This is a genomic window from Ensifer sp. YR511, from assembly GCF_900103045.1.
Taxonomy (GTDB): domain Bacteria; phylum Pseudomonadota; class Alphaproteobacteria; order Rhizobiales; family Rhizobiaceae; genus Ensifer; species Ensifer adhaerens.
In genome coordinates, this window is the sequence record NZ_FNGR01000033.1 from 39,149 (window position 1) to 59,008 (window position 19,860).

Sequence of the window (19,860 nt, forward strand, 5' to 3'; positions counted from 1 at the left end):
AAGAACAAATGCGACCAAGACTTTTCGGCTCGCTGATCGGCGCATCCCTTGCCGCCTTCAGCCTTGCACCTCAAACCGTGGGGGCCTCGATGCTTGAAAACCAGCTGATCTCCGCCGCCGAGACCGGCGATCCAGACAAGGTCAAGGCGCTGCTCAAGGAAGGCGCGAGCATCGAAGCGCGCGACGCCAGCGGTGCGACGGCGCTGCTCGCCGCCACCCATGAAAATCGCGTCGATGCGGCGCGTGCCCTGATCGAGGCCGGCGCCGACGTCAACGCCAAGGACAAGATCCAGGACAGCCCCTATCTCTATGCCGGCGCGCGGGGGCATCTCGACATCCTGAAGTTGACGCTTGCCAATGGCGCCGACCTTAAGAGCACCAACCGCTATGGCGGAACGGCGCTGATCCCGGCCGCCGAGCGCGGCCATGTCGAGACCGTCAAGACCTTGATCGAAGCCGGCATCGACGTCGATCACGTCAACCGCCTCGGCTGGACCGCGCTGCTCGAAGCCATCATCCTCGGCAGTGGCGGTGAAAAGCACACCGAGATCGTACGCCTGCTGATCAAGGCCGGCGCAGACGTGAACCTTGCCGATGGCGAGGGTGTCAGCCCGCTGACCCATGCCCGCCAGCGCGGCTATGGCAAGATCGAGAGGCTGCTGGCCGACGCCGGCGCACGCTAGAAAGAACTCTCATGACCCAGGAACAGACCTATCTGGCCGAGGCAGTAACGCTTGCCCGCCGCAACATCGAGAAAGGCGGACGCCCCTTCGGCGCCGTCGTCGTCAAGGATGGCGAGATCGTCGGTCGCGGCGTCAACGAGATGTTGTCATCCGGCGACCCTACCTCGCATGCGGAACTGAACGCGTTGCGTTCCGCCGCCCAAAACCTTCGTTCCCCGCGGCTCGAAGGCGCCGCCGTCTATGCCAGCGGCCAGCCCTGCCTGATGTGCCTGGCGGCCATGCGCATGGCCGGGATCACCGAGATCGCCTATGCGAACTCGAATGCCGACGCCGAACCCTTTGGCCTCTCGACCGCAGCGATCTATGCGGAACTGGCAAAACCGCTCGCCGAGCAGGCCATGCGCTTCCGCCATGTGCCGATCGACGATGCCCAAACGACACCGCTTTACGCCGCCTGGCAAGAGCGCCAGGCCAAGACTTGAGTCGTCGGGCCAACGCCCGGCCATCACGTTGCGAATAGACCCGAGGCGGCCGACGGCCGCCTCGGGCTTTTCTGTTCATTCCGGGCCCCATTGGGAATCGACGCCCCTTGCCGAACACACGTGCCGGCTGTAATCGCATAGGCGTTTCTTCCTTTTGTGCCGCCCCATCTCTTAAGGAGACCGGGCGGATTCCAGCCAGCAGGTGCCCGTGATGACTGCCTATTCCGAAAAAGCCGGCCGCTTCGTCGCGCTGCTTCTCATCGCGGGCTCCGGTGTGGTGACGATCGCCAAGGGCATGAGCCTGACCTTCCTTGCAATCCGCCTCCAGCGTGACTTCGGCCTCAACCCTGCCAGCATCGGCGCGTTGATCGGCGTGGGGCCGCTGCTCGGCGCGATCGTCAGCCCCTTCGCCGGCACGCTCTCCGATCGGATTGGCCGAAAAGGCGTGTTGACCGTCGCACTCTTCATGGCCGGACTGGCGCTGGCCGGGCTCGGACTGGCACAATCGATCGCCGCCTTCGCGCTGGCCCACATCGTTTCCGCCGTTGCCGCCGCCGTTTTTGAACCGGTCGCGCGCGCCTTGATGAGCGATGCGGCGCCTGAACATCTGCGCCTCAAGGTTTTCTCCTGGCGTTATCTCGCCATCAATGCCGGCTGGGCGATCGGGCCATTGATCGGCGTATGGGTCGGCGCTGCCTATGTGACGCTTTTCGTCATCGCGGGCGTCATCCACGCAGCCTTCGGTCTCGTACTCTTGCTCACGGTACCGGAGGCGAGCAGCAGGCAGGCTATCGAAACCGAACGAACGTCAGGGAGTGCCGGTGGCTGGCGCGGACTTGTCGCCGCCTTGCGTGACCGGCGCCTGGTCTTCTTCGTCGTCGGCGGCACGCTGCTTCTCGCCGTTCACGGTCAGTGGTCCGTGACCCTGTCGCAGTATCTCAATACCGGCTTTGAGGACGGCGTCACGCTCTTTGCGCTGCTGGTTTCGACCAACGCGGTAACGGTGCTGGTCGCCAGCACGCCGGCCCGCTTCGTCATCGAACGGATCGGCGCCCTGCACGCGCTGTCGCTTGGCAGCCTGCTGTTCCTGATCGGCGAAATCGGCTTTGCCGCCTCGTCCGGAATGGAAATGCTCGTCGCCTCGATGATCCTTTTCACCATAGGCGAGGTGCTGGTCGTGCCGTCGGAATATGTGCTGGTCGACGGAATTTCGAACGCCGGCAACCGCGGCACCTATTTCGGTGCCCATTCACTCTCGACGTTTGGAAACTTCCTCGGGCCGCTCACCGGCGGCCTTGCGCTTGGCGCCGTCGGCGGCGCCGGCATGTTCCTGCTGTTCGGGGCATTTGCGGCGGCAGGTGCGCTTCTGTTTGCGATCGGCCATTCCATGCCGCCGCCGCGTCCTGAGGCTGCGCGCACCACAGCGCTCGACGATGGCGCCGCCACGGGAGACCTGCTGCGGCTGGGGCAGTTCGCTTGAGACCGGTTATCCGCCGGTCGCGGGCGACGCGTTGATCTGCTCCTGTACCCGTTCGAGTGGCCCCGGCGCCAGTGCTGCCGGCGGCTGATATGGATTGGAGAAGGCGTAGATCAGGAACAGGATGATGCCGGTATAGGCGCCGAATAGGCAGAGCAGCAGCAGGTTCCGCCGCCTTGGCGGATAGGCATAGTAGGCGAGCGCGATGAAGATCACGCCGGAGAGTGCCGCGAACCAGAAGATGCTGTCGATCGAGTCCGCGACGTTGCTTTCCCGCTTGGTTCGGCTCTGCGAAACGTCGTGCAGCCGCTCCAGCATCTGGCTGCGCAGGCTCTCCTGACGCTTGTCGGCGGGCACGAGGTTCAGCACATGCTGGTAGGCCTTGTCCCAGAACGCCCAGGCCTCATTTGAAAGACGGCCCTTGTCGGCCAATGACTGCCACTCGCCGTCGATCACCTGGGACACGTAGGCGGAGATCGCCTGCTGGATCGGTGCCTTGAAGCCTTCGCCGTAGCGTGCGGCATCATAGTAGATGTCGGCGATAGCGCCGGCTTCGGTCGCCATTTCGTATTTGAGCTGCTGGTACTCGACCATCTCCTGCGCGAACACGAGCGCAAGGATCAGGCCATGCAGTGCCGAGATCCGGAAGATGACCGAACTGGCCAGCTCCTTTTCATGGCCCTCGGCCTCGCCGCCCATGATCAGCCGCATCAGGAAGTACGCAGCAAGCGTCAGGGCGACCGTGCCGCACACGAAGAGAGCACCGAGCAGCATCTCGACGATCATGTCCCCTCCATAGCCCATTCTCCTGCCGCGGGCTTTCGTCAATTCTGAGCCCACGACCGGCGAAAGACAACTGCACGCCCCGGACCAGGCCCTGGCGGCTGTCTTGCGGCGGGCCGAAACGCTATGCTTGCAGCGCCATCCACCCGTCTTGCCACCATTTCGACACTGCCAACGCCTAAGCACCGCGCCAAAACTGGAGTAAAAACAATATCATGAGTGCGCCAAGCGAACAGACAGTCCTCAAACAATCGATCGCGGCCACCGTGGTCGTCGGGGTGACGGGCGTTATCTTCGGTCTGCTATCGGGCTCGGTTTCCATCGTGTTCGACGGCGTCTTCTCGGCCGTCGACGCCTCCATGACCCTGCTTGCGCTTGGCGTGACGCAGCTTATCCCGAAGCCGAGCAAACGCTTCCAGATGGGCTTCTGGCACATCGAACCGATGGTGCTGCTCTTCAATGCCGGCCTTCTGACCCTGCTTTCCTTCTACGCGATGGTGAACGCCGTCGGCTCCATTCTGTCGGGCGGCAACCACCTCGCCTTCGATTGGGCGATCGCCTATGCCGCCGTCGTCGTGGTGATCTGCGCCTTCATGTTCTTCTATGTACGCCGGGCGAACCGGCCGATCGGCTCGGAGTTCCTGGCGCTCGACGTGCGCGCCTGGGCGATGTCCGGCGCGATTACCTCCGCCCTGCTCGTCGCCTTTGCGATCGCCGCCGCCTTGAAGGGAACGGCCTACGAGTACGTCACGCCCTATGTCGACCCGGCGATCCTGATCGTGCTGACGCTCTGCCTGATCCCGCTGCCGATCCGCACGGTCTTCCAGGCGCTGAAGGAGATCTTCCTCGTCGCACCCGCCGAGCTTGACGAGCGCGTGCGGCAGGCAGCGGCGAACGCCGTCACACGCCACGGCTTTGCCGATTACCGCACCTATGTCGCCAAGGTCGGGCGCTCCAAGACGATCGAGGTCTATCTGATCGGAACGCCCGAAACCAAGGTCGGCACGCTCGCCGAACTCGACCGGATCCGCGCCGAGATCGGCGAGGAGATCGGTGATCCCGGCCATGACCGCTGGCTGACGATCGCCTTTACCGGCGACGCGCGCTGGGCGGAATAGTCCCGTCAGGAAAGTTCGATCCGCCTGGTGATGCCGATCGCCTCCAGGAAGGCCCAGTCGTGGCTGACGACGAGCAGCGCGCCGTCATAGGCCCTGAGCCCCGCCTCGACCGCCTCGATGGAATCGATATCCAGATGGTTGGTCGGCTCGTCGAGGATCAGGAGCTGCGGCGGATTGCGACCACCGAGCACGCAGGCCAGACCGGCCCGCAGCATCTGGCCGCCGCTGAGGCTCGAGACGACCTGCAGGGCAGCATCGGCCCGGAACATGAAGCGGGCGAGCGCTGCCCGGCAATCGTTCTCGCTGGCATCAGGATTGAGACCCCGAAAATTGTCGCGGATAGAGAGCGCGGGATCGAGCAGGCTTACCTTTTGGTCGAGCATGGCGTGATCGACCAGCAGGCGCACGCTGCCGGACCATGGCTGTAGATCACCCGTCAGCAGCGACAGCAGGGTCGTCTTGCCCGAACCGTTGCGGCCGGTAAGCGCAACGCGCTCCGGCCCGACGATCGAGAGCGACAGCCGGTCGACGACCGGCTTCCCCCGTTCATAGCCGACGCCGACGTTATCGACCTGCAGGACACTGCGACCGGCAGGCAGTCCGGTCGGCGGCAGGCGAACAGTCAGCGGCTGCAGGATTTCGATGCGCTCGCGCGCTTCGACGAGATCGCCGACCGCCTGGTCCCGTCGCCGGTCCGCAAGGCGGGCATTGTCGCCGCCGGTCTTTTCGCTACGCTCCTTCCTGGCGTCGAGCAAGAGCAGCGGTTCGTCGCCCTTGGCGCGCTTGCGGCGGCCGGCGGCATCCTTGCGCGCCTTGCGTTCGGCCGTCTCCTGGGTCTTGCGCTCGACCTCGGCCAGACGCCGCTCGGCATCGGCGAGATCGTGGCGAGCAGACGCCAGCTCGATCGCCTTGCGTTCACGATAGTGGCTCCAATTGCCGCCGTAGGTGGTGGCGCCGAGCGTTGTCAGTTCGACGATTGCGTCCATCTCTTCCAGGAGTTCGCGATCATGGCTGACGACGATGGCGCCGCCGCGCCAGCCCGCCATCAGCGCAGCGACGGCCGCCCGCCCCTCGCGGTCGAGATTGTTGGTGGGTTCGTCGAGCAGGATGAAGTCAGGCTCCTTGAAGACGAGCGCGGCAAGCTTCACGCGGGTCATCTGCCCGCCGGACAAGGCGGCAAGGCGCGTTTCCGCCGAAGCGTCCAGACCGACGCGCGCCAGCGCTTCCTCCATGCGGGCCTCCAGCGTCCAGTCGGCGGAAGCCAGCTCGTCCATGGTGGCGCCCCCCTCTTCTGCTTTCTGCAGAACCGCAAGCGCGTCGGTGACGCCGAAGAGATTGGCGACGGTCTCGTCGGCCGCGACCTGAACGGTCTGGCTGAGCACGCCGAGGCTACCGACGACGCTGACCTTGCCGGCCTGCGGCGCCAGCGTTCCCTCGACCAGTCGCAGCAGGGTGGATTTTCCCACGCCATTGCGACCGACAAGGCCGGTGCGAACGGGACCAAAGCTCAGGTCGAGATCGGAAAGGAGGCTTCGGCCCTCAGGCGCGGACCACGAAATACGGGAGAGTGAAATCGAAGCAGGCATGGATACGGTTTTCCCTGATGGCAAGACGGTTCGGCTTGGCGGTCAGGGTGAAATCCATCGATGCGTGTATCCTGTTCAAATTTCTATCGCGGTCATAGATAGCATCGAATGCGCCCGTTTCAAGGCAGGCCCTTCGATACAGACCTGCGGGGGCCAGGGGATCAGGCGAGGCTGCGCTGCACCTCGTCGTCGCCGAAGACGAGCCCGGAGGCCCGCACGCTCCGGTTTCGGCCGTGGTTCTTGGAGTCGAGAAGAGCGGCATCGGCCCGGGTCAGGAGCGTGGCTACAGGCCCATCGTCCGGCGCCGAGGCAACGCCGACCGAGACCGAAACCGTGCCCAGAATCCGGCCGCGATGCGACAGCGGCGTCGTGCCGATCCGCGTCCTCAACCGCTCGGCAAGCTCGAAGCCCGCGGCTTCGCCGGCGTCGGGCATGAGCACGGTGAACTCCTCGCCGCCGAAACGGTAGGCACTGCCGGCATCGCCGACCGTGTCGACGATGATCTGCGCGACATACTGCATGACGACGTCGCCGGCATCGTGGCCGAACTCATCGTTGAAGCGCTTGAAGTGGTCGATGTCGATCATGAGGCAGCTGAGCGGCTTGCCGGCCTGCCCGCGCGGCTGCCGGTTCAGCGCCTCATCGAGGCAGCGCCGGTTGAGCAGGCCCGTCAACGCATCGCGGACGGCGAGATTGGTAAGCTTCTCGCGCAGCTGAAGATTGGCGACGGCAAGCCCGATGTTTTCGGCGATCAGTTCGAGATAGAGGCGCGACGCCTCGACCGCGAATTGCTCCTCAAACCGTTCCTCGAAGTAGAGGAGCCCGATCGTGTCGCCCTGGGCCGTCAGCGGCACGCAGAGGCCGATCACGCCTTCATCGTCGAGGTGCTGGCAGGCGATGTCGCTGTGGCCACGGTTGCTGACATGCGGCCGGCCGCGGCGGAGCCCCCAGCAGGCGCTGGACGGAAACGTCGGCGCCGAGTGCTGCGGATCGAGCCAGGTACCGACGCGCGACAGGAGCGTCCGGCTGTCGTTGAGCACATAGAGATGGCCGGCGAGGTTGGGAAAGACCTGCGGCGCGAAACGGGCGACGACCTCGGCCAGTTCGTCCTGGCTCTGGCAGGCCTGCAGCCGGTGCATCATCTGCAGGATGAGATCCTTGGTCTGCTGGTCCAGCCGCCGCTCCGCGTCCAGACGGTCCCGCTCCAGGCCGTTTTCGCGGAAGATATGGATCGCCTTGTTCATCTCGCCGATCTCGTCGCTGCGGCGATCGAGCGGGACTTCCACGGCGTAATCCTGCTCGGCAAGTCTTGTGACTATACTGCTCATGCGGGTAAGCGGCATGGCGACGCGGCGCTTGAGGATGAAATAGAGCACGCTCAGGAACAGGGCGGCGGTGATGCCGAGCATCGTCTTGGCGGCGGCCGCATACCAATCGCTGCGCTCCTGCGCCTCGTTGAGGGCCGCGCCGGTGCGGACGTTGGTCAGGTCCCTAAACCGCGCCACCGTCTCAAGAAGGGCGGTCTGCAGACGCTCGTGCTCGGGCCCAAAGAGCTTTTCCTGCGCGCCGGCGCGGTCACCCTTCTGATAGGCATCGATGGCGGCAACCTCGACCTTGTCGAGCGCTTCCGCCTCGCGAACGATATCCTGCAAGGCGGCGATCTCCGCCGGCGTCGCGCCAAGATTGGTCGCGGTCTTGGTCGCCTCCTCGCGGCGGCGTTCTTCTTCCTCGGCGCGGTGGAAGGCTTCGAGATGGCGCTCGTCGCCGCGCATCACATAAAGACGTGCCTCGTCACTTCGCGTTTCAGCCCCGAGCGCAAGCTCTTCGCCGAGTGTATCAAGCACCAGATGCTGCTCAACCGCTTGGCGTTCCTTGATCGCGCTGTCGGTCGACAGGATGAAGGCGGCACCGGAAAGCCCCGTCAGAAGGACGGTCACGCCATAGGCCCAGTTTGTGATCGCATTTATTCGCATGGAAGAAGCTTAGCCCCCGCGGATTGAGAGCGGATTAACCGCATTATCAGGCTTCGGCAACAGCCACTGCCCCGGTTGACGCAAGCGGCGCAGCTTTTGTTCCGCCCCCTCGACATGCCGGCCCCTCCGGACACGTTGCGCCCGGCAGATCGCTCAAGTAGGTTCGACATCAAAGGCGTCGGTGAGGCCGGTCGCCTGGACTATTCTGGTATCGCGTAGGCTCGGCAGCCCATGCCGGGCGAGAGGACGGCCGAAGGGCCGGGTGCAAATGACACTGTCGGGCAAGCGTATTCTCCTCATCATCTCCGGCGGCATCGCGGCCTATAAGAGCCTCGATCTCATCCGGCGCCTCAGGGAGCGCGGCGCAAGCGTGCGGCCGGTCATGACATCGGGCGCACAGCAGTTCGTGACGCCGCTTGCCGTCGGCGCGCTTTCGGCCTCGCATGTCTATCTCGACCTGTTTTCGCGCGAGGACGAGCAGGACGTCGGCCATATTCGGCTGGCGCGCGAATGCGATCTGATCGTCGTGGCACCCGCGACCGCCGACCTGATGGCGAAGATGGCGAACGGCCATGCGGACGATCTCGCCTCGACCATTCTGTTGGCAACGGACCGCCCTGTCCTGGTTGCGCCGGCGATGAACCCGAAAATGTGGGCGCATCCGGCGACGCGCCGCAACCGGGCGACGCTTGCCAGGGACGGCCTCCGCTTCATCGGCCCGGAAGCGGGCGAAATGGCCGAAAGCGGCGAGGCCGGCGAAGGCCGCATGAGTGAGCCGCTGGCAATCGTCGCGGCCGTTGAAGACCTGCTCTTAGGCGCGCCAAAACCGCTTGCCGGGCGCAGCGTCGTCGTCACCTCAGGGCCGACGCATGAGCCGATCGACCCGGTGCGCTACATTGCCAATCGCTCCTCCGGCAAGCAGGGCCATGCGATCGCCGCGGCACTAGCAAAGCTCGGCGCCGACGTCACGCTGGTCTCCGGCCCCGTGACGATCCCGGATCCGGTTGGTGTGAAAGTCGTGCATGTGGAGCGGGCCGAAGAGATGCGCGATGCGGTGCTTGCCGCCCTTCCCGCCGATGTCGCCGTCATGGTCGCCGCCGTTGCCGACTGGCGGGTGGCGACGGCCGCCGGCAACAAGATCAAGAAGAAGCCGGGCGAGGCGCCGCCGCCGCTGCAGCTTGCTGAAAACCCCGATATCCTGAAGACGGTCGGCCACCATGCGAAACGGCCAAAGCTCGTCATCGGCTTTGCCGCCGAGACCGAAAACGTCGCCGACAACGGCCGCGCCAAGCTCGAGCGAAAGGGCGCCGACTTCATCCTCGCCAACGACGTCTCGCCGGCAACCGGCATCATGGGCGGCGACCGCAATAAGGTGAAGCTGATCTCACATGCCGGCAATGACGACTGGCCAGAGATGGACAAGGACGCGGTGGCGGAAAAGCTGGCGGCGATGATTGCCGAGCAGCTGGCGCGCTAAACAATCGATCTCATGGCAAATGCCCCTCACCCGAGCCCTCTCCCCGCAAGCGGGGCGAGGGGACGCGGCACACGCGATATCGCGTCCCGTTGGCTGCGGGCTTAGCCTCTCCCGTCTAACCTCGAGAACGATGATAATCGGTCGCTTTCTCGAAGAGCCAGTCGTGGACGAGCGAGCGCCACGCGTCCCTTCTCCCTGCCTGCGGGGAGGAGGTGGCGGCAGCCGGATGAGGGGCGCGGCGTCCTCGTCGAAGTCGAAAGCGCCGCCGGCTCAGGCCATCTGGCGAGATCTGACCGGCGTGCCCTTGGTCGAAAACAGCCGAACATCGACTCCGTTTTCGCCGACGATGACCGCGGTGCCGTCGGGGATTTCGACCCAGGCACTGTCGTCGTCGTTGAGCGGTTCGGAGACAAGGCAATAGCCACCGCTCGGGCCCATCGGTGCGGCATAGAGCGTCGGCGCCTTCCAGTCGGAGGCGTAGCGCACAGCGTAGAGATCCTGGCCGTCGGAGAAAGCTGCGGTGAAGCGCACCAGCACCTGGCGCTCCAGATGCTCGGCAAGCTGTTCGATAAAGGCGAGCGCCTCGGCGATCGCGCCGAGCGGATCGCGGTCGAGCCCGAACTGCATGGCGAGAAGAAACAGGAGCTCCGAATCCGTCGTGCCGGTGCGCGCCGAATAGAGGTCATTGTCGAGCATGCTCTCCATCGGACGGCGCAGATGCTCGAAGTCGCCGATCTGGCCGTTGTGCATGAAGGACCAGCGGCCGAAGACGAAGGGATGACAGTTGTCGCGCCTGGTTCCGCCGCCGGTCGCGGCGCGCACATGGGCGAGGAAGAGCGGCGAGCGGATCTGCCGTGCGATGCTCTTCAAGTTGCAGTCGGACCAGGCCGGCAGGATATCGCGGTAGCGCCCCGGCTCGGGATGGTCGCCGTACCAGGCGATGCCGAAGCCGTCGCCGTTGGTGGCGGTCTTGGCCCGTGTCGCGCAATGGGACTGTTCGATCAGCGAGTGCGCCGGAGAGGTCACCAGTTCCTCGAGATACAGCGGCTCCCCGCGATAGGCTGCCCAGCGGCACATGCTGATTTCACTCCAGCTCCGCTCCGTTCACTGCGGAGCGATTCGTTAACCATGACGAAACGCGATGTTCCAACGGAACATGGTAAAAATGCGTTAACACATTCCCCCTTCGTCAAGGTGAAGCTAACCGGAACGCACAGTTTTGGCTGTTTCAAACGGCACAACGTCGGTATCGCCGTAGTATTTCGAACAAACATTCCATATTGACAAAACTTGCAAAATTCATTTCATTTCAGACCAACACGACAGCGCCGCCAGGGAGGAATTCAGCATGGGCAGAAAGCGCAAACTCGGCATCGGCCTGATCGGCACGGGCTTCATGGGCAAGGCCCATGCGCTCGGCTTCACCATTGCCGCGCGGGTCTTCGACCTGCCCTTCGAGCTCGATCTGGTTTCGGTCGCCGACGTGACCGTCGAGAGTGCCGAACGCGCCCGCGGTCAACTGGGCTTCCGCAAGGCGACCGCCGACTGGCGCGAGCTCTTGACCGATCCGGATATCGACATCATCGACATCACCACGCCGAACCTTTTGCACAAGGAGATGGCGCTTGCGGCGATCGCCCATGGCAAGCACGTCTATTGTGAAAAGCCGCTGGCGCCGACCGTTGCGGAATGCCGCGAGATGGTTGAGGCGGCCGAGAAGGCGGGCGTCGTGACCCAGGTCGGCTTCAACTATCTGAAGAACCCACTGATCTTCCTTGCCAAGGACATCATCGAAAGCGGCGAGATCGGCGAGATCCGCTCGATGCGCGGCATCCATGCGGAAGACTTCATGGCCGACGCGCAGGTTCCGTGGGGCTGGCGCCTGAACCCGGCCAGCGGCGGCGGTGCGCTTGCCGACATCGGCAGCCACATTATCGCCTCCATGCGCCACCTCGTCGGCCCGATCAAACAGGTGCTTGCCGAAACCATCATCCAGATCCCGGAACGCCCGGTTTCCGCTGGCTCCAGCGAAACCCGCGCCGTCGAGGTCGACGACATCACCCGCGCCTTCGTGCGCTTCGAAAACGGCGCCACCGGCAGCTTCGAGGCAAGCTGGATCGCGACCGGTCGCAAGATGCAGCACGATTTCGAGATCTACGGTTCGAAGGGCAGCATCGTCTTCACCCAGGAGCGGCTGAACGAAATCCGCCTCTACAAGACGGGCGATGATATCCGCACCCGCGGCTTCCGCACCATCTGGGCCGGACCGGAACATCCGCCCTATGGCGCGTTCTGCGTAGCGCCGGGCCACCAGATCGGCTTCAACGACCTGAAGGCCATCGAGGTGAAGGAGTTCCTCGACGCCATCGCCGGCGGCAAGTCTCCCTCGACCGATTTCCGCGAAGGCTACGAGGTGCAGAAGGTGCTTTCGGCGACCTATCAATCGGCCAAGACAAACGAATGGGTGCGGATCTAGGCGGCTTCGACGGCCGGCGTGTCGTAGGAAAACCATCTATTTTTGCTCGCACGTCGGGACGCTAAACCGCTACGCACTTTTCCTGGAAATGCCGCCCGTCTTGCTGCGCATTTCCGGACGCAAAACAGCTTCGCACTTTTCCTGGACATGCTCTCTGTTTTGGTGCGCATTCCGGACGGAAATCCGCTTCGCACTTTTCCTGGACATGCTCCGAGAAAAATAGAATGCCTGTTCTATCCCGTTCCCGACTAATCGATTAGGGTGAGGCCGAAAGCCAGACTGACATCGAGGGAGACGAGCGAGACATGGCCATGCCGGAAACGACGACAGAGGTGCCGCAGGATTTCGAGGCGCTGAAAGCCGCCATTCTGGAACGCAAGGCGGAGCTGCCGAAACGGCTGCGCCAGGTTGCCGCCTATTCGCTCGACAATCCCGACGAAATCGCCTTCGGCACGGCAGCGAGCATCGCGACTTCCGCCGAAGTGCAGCCGTCGACGCTGGTGCGCTTCGCCCAGCATTTCGGCTTCGAGGGCTTTTCCAGCCTGCAGCAGATCTTTCGCGCCCGGCTGCGTGAGCGCACGCCCGGCTATGAGGACCGGCTGAAGGCGCTCAGCGCCAACGACCACAGCAAGCTCGAAAGCGGTTCGATCTTCAACGGCTTCGTCGCTGCCGCCCACCGCTCGCTCGACAACATCGCCTCCTCGGTGGATCCTGAAGCCTTCGAACGCGCCGTCGATATCCTCGCCAAGGCCGACACCGTCTACCTGATCGCCAAGCGCCGCTCCTATCCGATCTCCAGCTACATGGCCTATGCCTTCGGCAAGCTGAAGGTGAAATACCAGCTCGTCGGCACGGCCGCCGGCATCGACGAGGACATGCTGGCGATGGCAACGAAAAACGATGCCGCCTTTGCCGTCAGCTTCTCGCCCTACGCCTCCGAAAGTGCGGCCCAGGCGCGGCTTCTCGCCGAACGCAAGGTGCCCGTCGTGTCGCTGACGGACTCGGCCTTCTCGCCCTTGGCAGAATCCTCGAAGGTCTGGTTCGAACTGGTCGAGGCCGACCATGCCGGCTTCCGTTCTCTTTCCGCCAGCATGGCGTTTGCCATGGCGCTGACGGTCGCCATCGCCGAGAAGCGCCAGCGCCTCGCCGAGGGCGGCTAGGCAAAACGGAACAGATAGAATGAAAATTCCATATTGACGAAACGTCGGAATTTATGTTTCATACGGCCATCACCCACAGTACGGAAATGGTCGGGCCCGCCAAGGTGTCCGCGGGGAGGAAGCAGTGAGCCAGAACGTTTCGGCACAGGGAGCAAAGCCGCTCGACCTGATCACCATCGGCCGGGCCTCGGTCGATCTCTATGGCCAGCAGATCGGCACGCGGCTTGAAGATGTTTCGAGCTTTGCGAAGTCAGTGGGCGGCTGCCCCTGCAACATCTCTGTCGGCACCGCCCGCCTGGGCCTGAAGTCAGCGCTTCTCACCCGCGTCGGCGACGAACAGATGGGCCGCTTCATCCGCGAGCAGCTCATCCGCGAAGGCGTCGAAACGCGCGGCATCGTCACGGATCCGGAGCGGCTGACGGCGCTCGCGATCCTCGCCGTCGAAAACGACAAGACCTTCCCGCTGCTCTTCTATCGCGACAACTGCGCCGACAACGCGCTTTGCGAAGATGACGTTTCCGAGGAGTTCATCCGTTCCGCCCGCGCCGTGCTCGTCTCGGGAACGCATTTCTCCAAGCCGAACACGGACGCCGCCCAGCGCAAGGCGATCCGCATCGCCAAGGAAAACGGCGCGAAGGTCGTCTTCGACATCGACTACCGCCCGAACCTCTGGGGCCTTGCCGGCCATGACGCCGGCGAGAGCCGCTATATCGCGTCGGATCGCGTTTCGGCGCATCTGAAAACGGTTCTTGCCGATTGCGACCTGATCGTCGGCACGGAAGAGGAAGTGCTGATCGCCTCGGGCGAAAGTGACCTGCTCCAGGCGCTGAAGACGATCCGCTCGCTCTCCAAGGCGACGATTGTGCTCAAGCGCGGACCGATGGGCTGCATCGTCTATGACGGTCCGATCACCGACGACCTCGAAGACGGCATCGTCGGCAAGGGCTTCCCGATCGAGGTCTATAACGTGCTCGGCGCCGGCGACGCCTTCATGTCCGGCTTCCTGCGCGGCTGGCTCAAAAACGAGCCGCACGCGACGTCTGCCACCTGGGCCAATGCCTGCGGCGCCTTCGCCGTCTCGCGCCTGCTCTGCGCGCCTGAAATCCCGACCTGGACGGAACTGCAGTTCTTCCTGGAAAAGGGCAGCAAAGAACGGGCCCTGCGCAAGGACGAGGCGATCAACCACGTTCATTGGGCAACCACACGCCGACGCGATATCCCGCTTCTGATGGCGCTGGCGATCGATCATCGCAGCCAGCTCGAAGACATGGCCGCCGGCGACCAGGCTCTGCTTGACCGCATTCCCGCCTTCAAGGTGCTGGCGGTGAAGGCCGCCGCACAGGTCGCGGCCGGCCGCTCCGGCTTCGGCATGCTGATCGACGACAAGTACGGCCGCGACGCGCTTTACGCCGCCGGCGCCCATCGCGATTTCTGGATCGGCAAACCGATCGAGCTTCCGGGCTCGCGGCCGCTGCAATTCGAATTCAGCCAGGATCTCGGCAGTCGCCTGATCGACTGGCCGGTCGACCACTGCATCAAGGTGCTCTCCTTCTACCACCCGGACGATCCGGCGGAGTTGAAAGCCCAGCAGGTGGCAAAGCTCCGCTCCGCCTTCGAAGCGGCGCGCAAGGTTGGCCGTGAGATCCTGATCGAGATCATTGCCGGCAAGCACGGCAAGCTCGACGACCAGACCATTCCGCGGGCACTGACCGAACTCTACGATGCCGGGCTCAAGCCGGACTGGTGGAAGCTCGAGCCGCAGGCGAGCCGCGGCGCCTGGGCAGCGATCGATGCCGTCATCGAGGCACGCGACCCGCTCTGCCGCGGCGTGGTGCTCTTGGGCCTCGAAGCGCCCTATGAGCAGCTCAAGGACGGCTTTGCAGCCGCCCGCACTTCGAAGACGGTCCGGGGCTTTGCCGTCGGCCGAACGATTTTCGCCGATGCCGGCCGGGCCTGGCTCGGCGGCACGATGAGCGACGACCAGGCGATCGCCGACATGGCCGGAAAATTCAAGGCCCTGGTCGATCTCTGGCTGCAACTGGGTGAAACTAAGGCGGCATAGGATCGACAGATATCAGTCGATAATGCCGGACAGGGCGGAACGGGACGATTCCGCCACGAGGAGGAAACAGATTATGAGCCAGAAGACCGTGCGCCTGACCGTGGCCCAGGCCGTGGCGCGGTTCCTGACCCGCCAGATGACCGTCATCGAAGGCAAGAAGGTGCCGATCTTCGGCGGCGTCTTCGCCATCTTCGGCCATGGCAACGTCGCCGGCGTCGGCGAAGCGCTGCACGCGATCAAGGACACTCTACCGACCTATCGCGCCCAGAACGAACAGGGCATGGCGAATGCGGCGATCGCCTTTGCCAAGGCGAGCTTCCGCCGCCGCTTCATGGCCTGCACCACCTCGATCGGCCCCGGCGCGCTCAACATGGTGACCTCGGCAGCACTCGCCCATGTCAACCGCCTGCCGGTCCTCTTCCTGCCCGGCGATGTGTTCGCCAACCGCCGCCCCGATCCGGTGCTGCAGCAGGTGGAAAGCTTCGGCGACGGCACGATCTCGGCGAACGACTGCTTCCGCCCGGTCTCGCGCTACTTCGACCGCATCAGCCGGCCCGAACAGATCATCCCGGCGCTGCGCCGCGCCATGCAGGTCCTGACGGATCCGGCCGATTGCGGCCCGGTAACGCTGTCGCTCTGCCAGGATGTCCAGGCGGAAGCCTACGACTACCCCGAAAACTTCTTCGACGAGAAGGTCTGGGTGCCGCGCCGCGTCGAGCCGGATCTCGACGAACTGGCGACGGCGATCGCGGCGCTGAAGGAAGCAAAGAAGCCGATCATCATCGCCGGCGGCGGCGTGCTCTATTCCGAAGCGAGCAAGGAGCTCGGCGATTTCGCCGAACGCCACGGCATCCCCGTGGTCGAGACGCAGGCCGGCAAGTCGGCGCTGCCGCATTCGCATTCGCTCAACATGGGCTCGGTCGGTGTGACCGGCACCACCGCCTCCAACGCGCTTGCCGAGGATGCCGACGTGGTTCTCGCCGTCGGCTCGCGCCTGCAGGACTTCACAACCGGCTCCTGGGCGCTCTTCAAGAACGAGGGCCTGAAGATCATCGGCCTCAACGTTCAGCCTTTCGACGCCGGCAAACACAACGGCCTGCCGCTGATCACAGACGCCCGCGCCGGTCTCAACCGCATCTCCGGCGGTCTTGGCGGCCACAAGGCCGATCCGAGCTGGACCGCGAAGGCCAAGGCCGGCAAGGCGGAATGGCTGGCGGCGGCCGACAAGGCGACGGCCACGACCAATGCCGCCCTCCCCTCCGACGCGCAGGTGATCGGCGCCGTGCAGCGCGCCCGCGGCGGTAAGAACACGACGCTCGTCTGCGCCGCCGGCGGTCTACCCGGTGAGTTGCACAAGCTCTGGCAGGCGGAAGAGCCCGGCGGCTACCACATGGAATACGGCTTCTCGACCATGGGTTACGAAGTTGCCGGCGGTCTCGGCGTCAAGCTCGCCAAGCCCGAGAGCGACGTGATCGTCATGGTCGGTGACGGCAGCTACATGATGCTGAATTCGGAGATCGCCTCTTCGATCATGCTTGGCGCCAAGTTCACGATCGTGCTGCTCGACAATGCCGGCTACGGCTGCATCAACCGGCTGCAGATGGGTACCGGTGGCGCCAACTTCAACAATCTCTTGAAGGACACCCATCACGTCGAACTGCCGCAGATCGACTTCGCGGCGCATGCCGGCGCGATGGGCGCCGTCACCCGCAAGGTCGGCTCGATCTCCGAGCTCGAAGCAGCGCTCAAGGAGACCGCGAGCGAGACGCGCACGACCGTGATCGTCATCGACACCGATCCGCTAATCACGACCGAGGCCGGCGGCCACTGGTGGGATGTCGCAGTGCCCGAGGTCTCGGGCCGCGCCCAGGTCAACGCGGCGCGCGAGGGTTATGAGAAGGCGCTCGCCGCACAGCGCTTCGGCTAAGATTGCCCTTTCGGCGCCCGCGTTTTCGCGCGGGCGCTTTTCCCGTTTATGCTCACAAAACATCCGCCTTCCGCGGATGGCATCAGAAAGTGAAAGACATGATCCGCTACGGAACTAACCCGATCGCCTGGAGCAACGACGACGATCATTCGATCGGCGCGCATTTGACGCTCGAGGACTGCCTGTCCGATTGCCAGAAGATCGGCTTCGACGGCATCGAGAAGGGCCACAAGATGCCGTCCGATCCGGAAGCACTGAAGCAGAAGCTCGGCTCCTACGATCTCGTATTCGTCTCCGGCTGGCACTCGACCAACCTGCTCACCCATGACGTCGAGGCCGAGAAGAAGGCGATCCAGCCGCATCTCGACCTCCTGAAGCACAATGGCTGCAAGGTGGCAATCGTCTGCGAAACCTCGAACGCCATCCATGGCGACGACGGAAAGTCGGTCGCCAACGACAAGCCGGTGCTGCCGGCCGACCAGTGGAAGAAGTTCGGCGCCGACCTCGAAGCGATCGCGCAATATTGTGCCGACCAGGGCATCGACCTCGTCTACCATCACCACATGGGCACGATCGTCCAGACCGGCGAGGAAATCGATCTCCTGATGCAGAACACCGGCCCGGCGACCAAGTTGCTGCTCGACACCGGGCACGCCTGGTTCGGCGGTTCCGATCCGGCCGAGGTCGCGAAGAAATACATGCACCGCGTGCGCCACATCCATTGCAAGAACGTGCGTCCCGCTGTCCGCAAGGTCGTCGAGGGCGAAGGCCTCTCCTTCCTCGAAGGCGTGCGCCGTGGCGTCTTCACGGTTCCCGGCGACAGCGAAGGCGGCGTCGACTTCCTGCCCGTACTGAAGATCGCCGCCGAGCACGATTATTCCGGCTGGCTGGTGATCGAGGCGGAACAGGATTCGGCCGTGCGCAACCCTTTCGAATACCAGTCACTTGGGTTGAAATCGCTGAAGGCCTTCGCCAAGGAAGCCGGGCTCGACAAGTAAGCCGTCACTTTCGGTCGCCGGACTTCACGGGGCGTGCCCCTCATCCGCGCGGTGAGGGAGGCCCTCATCCGGCTGCCGCCACCTTCTCCCCGCCGGCGGGGTGAAGGGATAGGCCGCGCCCTCCGGTCCCTCGCGACGTAGAGGTGGGGAGCGCGACGCAAACTCCGAAAATCCCCTCTCCCCGTAAGCGGGGAGAGGGCTAGGGTGAGGGGCAGGCCAACCATTCGGCGCGGCTCCATAAAAAGTATCAGGGAGATCGACATGTCCAAGCTACTCGTCAAACCGAAGGCCAAATCGGGCCTCATGCAAAACGTGACGCCGGAGAGCGCCGGCTGGACCTATGTCGGCTTCGCGCTGGAACGGCTGAAAGCGGGCGAGACGACCGAGGGCGAGACCGGCGACAAGGAAATCTGCCTGGTGCTCGTGTCCGGCAAGGCGAAGGTCGCCGTCGACGGCGAAAGCCTCGGCGAGCTCGGCGAGCGCATGACCCCCTTCGAGGGCCAGCCCTATGCCGTCTACGTGCCGAAGGGCAGCCGCTGGCAAGCAACGGCCACCTCCGACCTCGACCTTGCCATCTGCTCGGCCCCGGGCGGCGACGGCTTCAAGGCGAAGGTGATCGCACCGGGCACCCATCCGCAGATGACCCGCGGCAAGGGTACCAACACCCGCTACGTCACCAACATCATGCCGGAAGATGACGGCTCGGCGCAGTCGCTGCTCGTCGTCGAGGTGATCACGCCCGGTGGCCATACTTCCTCCTACCCCCCGCACAAGCACGACCAGGACGACCTGCCGGCCGAGAGCTATCTGGAAGAGACCTATTACCACCGGCTGAACCCGCCCCAGGGCTTTGCGATGCAACGCGTCTATACCGACGATCGCTCGCTCGACGAGACCATGGCAGTCGAGGACGGCGACGTGACGCTGGTGCCGAGGGGCTATCATCCGGTCGCTGCCGTGCACGGCTACGACGTCTATTATCTCAACGTCATGGCCGGACCGAAGCGCATCTGGAAGTTCCACAACGCCCGCGAACACGAGTGGCTGTTTACCGGCGTGTAAGCGGCGAACCAAACGGTGGCACTCCACCGCTCTCCGTCCATGCCGAACGGCGGGGCGAGACGCTGCGATCCTTGAGCCCGATCGCCCAATGAGGCTTCGGGCGGATGAGAGTGGCATAGCCTTTCGCCCGGACCGCCCTAGCTTTCCCGCTTTCAGGGAGGGCTCCATGCATATCGACGGGCAATGCCACTGCGGCTTCGTCACCTACGAGGCGGAGATCGACCCGGCCGATGTCGGGATCTGCCATTGCACCGATTGCCAGCAACTGACGGGATCGGCCTACCGCGTCACCGCCGGCACGGAACGGGAGAACTTTCGGCTGACCGGCGGCGAACCGAAGCTCTATGTGAAGATCGGCGCAAACGGGCGGCAGCGGCTGCAGTTCTTCTGCCCGAACTGCGGCTCGCCGATCTATACGACCGGCACCGACGAGGACGCGCTGGAGGTTGGCATCCGGGTGGGAACGATCAACCAGCGCCGGCAGCTCAGACCGCGGTCGCAGATCTGGTGTTCCTCGGCGTTGCCCTGGATCGGCGACGTCAGGAAGCTGCCGGGCCGCGATCGCGACGAGGCGCCTCACGCTTAGCCATCTCGGC

16 protein-coding genes are annotated in these 19,860 nt (G+C 64.3%); 12 read left to right on the forward strand and 4 right to left on the reverse strand.

Annotated elements, in window-relative coordinates; translation table 11 throughout:
• The first annotated feature begins 89 nt into the window (after positions 1-89).
• The 3 genes from BLU15_RS32200 (at position 90) to BLU15_RS32210 (ending at position 2,645) form a co-directional block, all read left to right on the forward strand.
• Positions 90-683 carry an ankyrin repeat domain-containing protein gene (locus BLU15_RS32200; protein ID WP_060608558.1) on the forward strand — a complete coding sequence of 198 codons (594 nt, stop codon included), beginning with the start codon at positions 90-92 and terminating at the stop codon, positions 681-683.
• Positions 684-694: 11 nt separating this feature from the next.
• Positions 695-1,165: a nucleoside deaminase gene (locus BLU15_RS32205; RefSeq protein WP_090300974.1), complete on the forward strand. Its 471-nt coding sequence runs from the start codon at positions 695-697 to the stop codon at positions 1,163-1,165.
• A 211-nt stretch (positions 1,166-1,376) separates the two neighbouring features.
• Positions 1,377-2,645, forward strand: coding sequence for an MFS transporter (locus BLU15_RS32210; protein WP_060608338.1), 1,269 nt, complete (start codon positions 1,377-1,379; stop codon positions 2,643-2,645).
• Positions 2,646-2,651: 6 nt separating this feature from the next.
• Here the strand turns inward: BLU15_RS32210 and BLU15_RS32215 are convergent, their stop codons facing one another.
• Positions 2,652-3,428 (reverse strand): bestrophin-like domain, encoded by a 777-nt coding sequence (locus BLU15_RS32215; RefSeq protein ID WP_060519720.1) that lies wholly within the window; start codon positions 3,426-3,428, stop codon positions 2,652-2,654.
• Positions 3,429-3,640: 212 nt separating this feature from the next.
• On the opposite strand from BLU15_RS32215, the gene BLU15_RS32220 reads away from it, so the two are divergent.
• Positions 3,641-4,543: a cation diffusion facilitator family transporter gene (locus BLU15_RS32220; RefSeq protein ID WP_034797525.1), complete on the forward strand. Its 903-nt coding sequence runs from the start codon at positions 3,641-3,643 to the stop codon at positions 4,541-4,543.
• Positions 4,544-4,548: 5 nt separating this feature from the next.
• On the opposite strand, the gene BLU15_RS32225 is transcribed toward BLU15_RS32220, so the two are convergent.
• Together BLU15_RS32225 and BLU15_RS32230 are read right to left on the reverse strand one after the other, a co-directional pair.
• The gene (locus BLU15_RS32225; protein WP_090300975.1) at positions 4,549-6,129 is read right to left on the reverse strand and encodes an ABC-F family ATP-binding cassette domain-containing protein; all 1,581 of its coding nucleotides are present in this window, start codon (positions 6,127-6,129) and stop codon (positions 4,549-4,551) included.
• A 161-nt stretch (positions 6,130-6,290) separates the two neighbouring features.
• Positions 6,291-8,102, reverse strand: a complete 1,812-nt coding sequence (locus BLU15_RS32230; protein ID WP_090300977.1) for a diguanylate cyclase — start codon at positions 8,100-8,102, stop codon at positions 6,291-6,293.
• A 268-nt stretch (positions 8,103-8,370) separates the two neighbouring features.
• On the opposite strand from BLU15_RS32230, the gene coaBC reads away from it, so the two are divergent.
• Positions 8,371-9,579 (forward strand): bifunctional phosphopantothenoylcysteine decarboxylase/phosphopantothenate--cysteine ligase CoaBC, encoded by a 1,209-nt coding sequence (gene coaBC, locus BLU15_RS32235; RefSeq protein WP_090300980.1) that lies wholly within the window; start codon positions 8,371-8,373, stop codon positions 9,577-9,579.
• 270 nt (positions 9,580-9,849) lie between these two features.
• Here coaBC and BLU15_RS32240 read toward each other — a convergent pair whose 3' ends face one another.
• Positions 9,850-10,656 carry a class II glutamine amidotransferase gene (locus tag BLU15_RS32240; RefSeq protein ID WP_034797533.1) on the reverse strand — a complete coding sequence of 269 codons (807 nt, stop codon included), beginning with the start codon at positions 10,654-10,656 and terminating at the stop codon, positions 9,850-9,852.
• A gap of 271 nt (positions 10,657-10,927) precedes the next feature.
• On the opposite strand from BLU15_RS32240, the gene BLU15_RS32245 reads away from it, so the two are divergent.
• The 7 genes from BLU15_RS32245 to BLU15_RS32275 all read left to right on the forward strand — a co-directional run bounded on the left by BLU15_RS32245 (position 10,928) and on the right by BLU15_RS32275 (position 19,850).
• Positions 10,928-12,055 carry a Gfo/Idh/MocA family protein gene (locus tag BLU15_RS32245; RefSeq protein ID WP_090300982.1) on the forward strand — a complete coding sequence of 376 codons (1,128 nt, stop codon included), beginning with the start codon at positions 10,928-10,930 and terminating at the stop codon, positions 12,053-12,055.
• Between the two features lie 305 nt (positions 12,056-12,360).
• Positions 12,361-13,215 (forward strand): MurR/RpiR family transcriptional regulator, encoded by an 855-nt coding sequence (locus BLU15_RS32250; protein WP_060519708.1) that lies wholly within the window; start codon positions 12,361-12,363, stop codon positions 13,213-13,215.
• Positions 13,216-13,339: 124 nt separating this feature from the next.
• Positions 13,340-15,277 carry a bifunctional 5-dehydro-2-deoxygluconokinase/5-dehydro-2-deoxyphosphogluconate aldolase gene (gene iolC, locus BLU15_RS32255; protein ID WP_090300985.1) on the forward strand — a complete coding sequence of 646 codons (1,938 nt, stop codon included), beginning with the start codon at positions 13,340-13,342 and terminating at the stop codon, positions 15,275-15,277.
• Between the two features lie 73 nt (positions 15,278-15,350).
• The gene (iolD, locus tag BLU15_RS32260) at positions 15,351-17,204 is read left to right on the forward strand and encodes a 3D-(3,5/4)-trihydroxycyclohexane-1,2-dione acylhydrolase (decyclizing) (protein ID WP_090300987.1); all 1,854 of its coding nucleotides are present in this window, start codon (positions 15,351-15,353) and stop codon (positions 17,202-17,204) included.
• Positions 17,205-17,302: 98 nt separating this feature from the next.
• Positions 17,303-18,202 carry a myo-inosose-2 dehydratase gene (gene iolE, locus BLU15_RS32265; protein ID WP_034797543.1) on the forward strand — a complete coding sequence of 300 codons (900 nt, stop codon included), beginning with the start codon at positions 17,303-17,305 and terminating at the stop codon, positions 18,200-18,202.
• A gap of 261 nt (positions 18,203-18,463) precedes the next feature.
• A complete protein-coding gene (gene iolB, locus BLU15_RS32270) occupies positions 18,464-19,264 on the forward strand; it encodes a 5-deoxy-glucuronate isomerase (protein ID WP_060580637.1) in 801 nt (266 codons plus the stop codon).
• 166 nt (positions 19,265-19,430) lie between these two features.
• Positions 19,431-19,850, forward strand: a complete 420-nt coding sequence (locus BLU15_RS32275) for a GFA family protein (protein WP_060580636.1) — start codon at positions 19,431-19,433, stop codon at positions 19,848-19,850.
• The last annotated feature ends 10 nt before the right edge of the window (positions 19,851-19,860 follow it).

Bases quoted from the DNA above. Each gene is read 5' to 3' on its own strand.
- BLU15_RS32250 (WP_060519708.1), top strand. From the start codon at position 12,361: ATGGCCATGCCGGAAACGACGACAGAGGTGCCGCAGGATTTCGAGGCG.
- BLU15_RS32205 (WP_090300974.1), top strand. From the start codon at position 695: ATGACCCAGGAACAGACCTATCTGGCCGAGGCAGTAACGCTTGCCCGC.
- BLU15_RS32225 (WP_090300975.1), bottom strand. From the start codon at position 6,129: ATGCCTGCTTCGATTTCACTCTCCCGTATTTCGTGGTCCGCGCCTGAG.
- BLU15_RS32220 (WP_034797525.1), top strand. From the start codon at position 3,641: ATGAGTGCGCCAAGCGAACAGACAGTCCTCAAACAATCGATCGCGGCC.
- BLU15_RS32245 (WP_090300982.1), top strand. From the start codon at position 10,928: ATGGGCAGAAAGCGCAAACTCGGCATCGGCCTGATCGGCACGGGCTTC.
- BLU15_RS32210 (WP_060608338.1), top strand. From the start codon at position 1,377: ATGACTGCCTATTCCGAAAAAGCCGGCCGCTTCGTCGCGCTGCTTCTC.
- iolB (WP_060580637.1), top strand. From the start codon at position 18,464: ATGTCCAAGCTACTCGTCAAACCGAAGGCCAAATCGGGCCTCATGCAA.
- BLU15_RS32240 (WP_034797533.1), bottom strand. From the start codon at position 10,656: ATGTGCCGCTGGGCAGCCTATCGCGGGGAGCCGCTGTATCTCGAGGAA.
- iolD (WP_090300987.1), top strand. From the start codon at position 15,351: ATGAGCCAGAAGACCGTGCGCCTGACCGTGGCCCAGGCCGTGGCGCGG.
- BLU15_RS32275 (WP_060580636.1), top strand. From the start codon at position 19,431: ATGCATATCGACGGGCAATGCCACTGCGGCTTCGTCACCTACGAGGCG.
- coaBC (WP_090300980.1), top strand. From the start codon at position 8,371: ATGACACTGTCGGGCAAGCGTATTCTCCTCATCATCTCCGGCGGCATC.
- BLU15_RS32230 (WP_090300977.1), bottom strand. From the start codon at position 8,102: ATGCGAATAAATGCGATCACAAACTGGGCCTATGGCGTGACCGTCCTT.
- BLU15_RS32215 (WP_060519720.1), bottom strand. From the start codon at position 3,428: ATGATCGTCGAGATGCTGCTCGGTGCTCTCTTCGTGTGCGGCACGGTC.
- iolE (WP_034797543.1), top strand. From the start codon at position 17,303: ATGATCCGCTACGGAACTAACCCGATCGCCTGGAGCAACGACGACGAT.
- BLU15_RS32200 (WP_060608558.1), top strand. From the start codon at position 90: ATGCTTGAAAACCAGCTGATCTCCGCCGCCGAGACCGGCGATCCAGAC.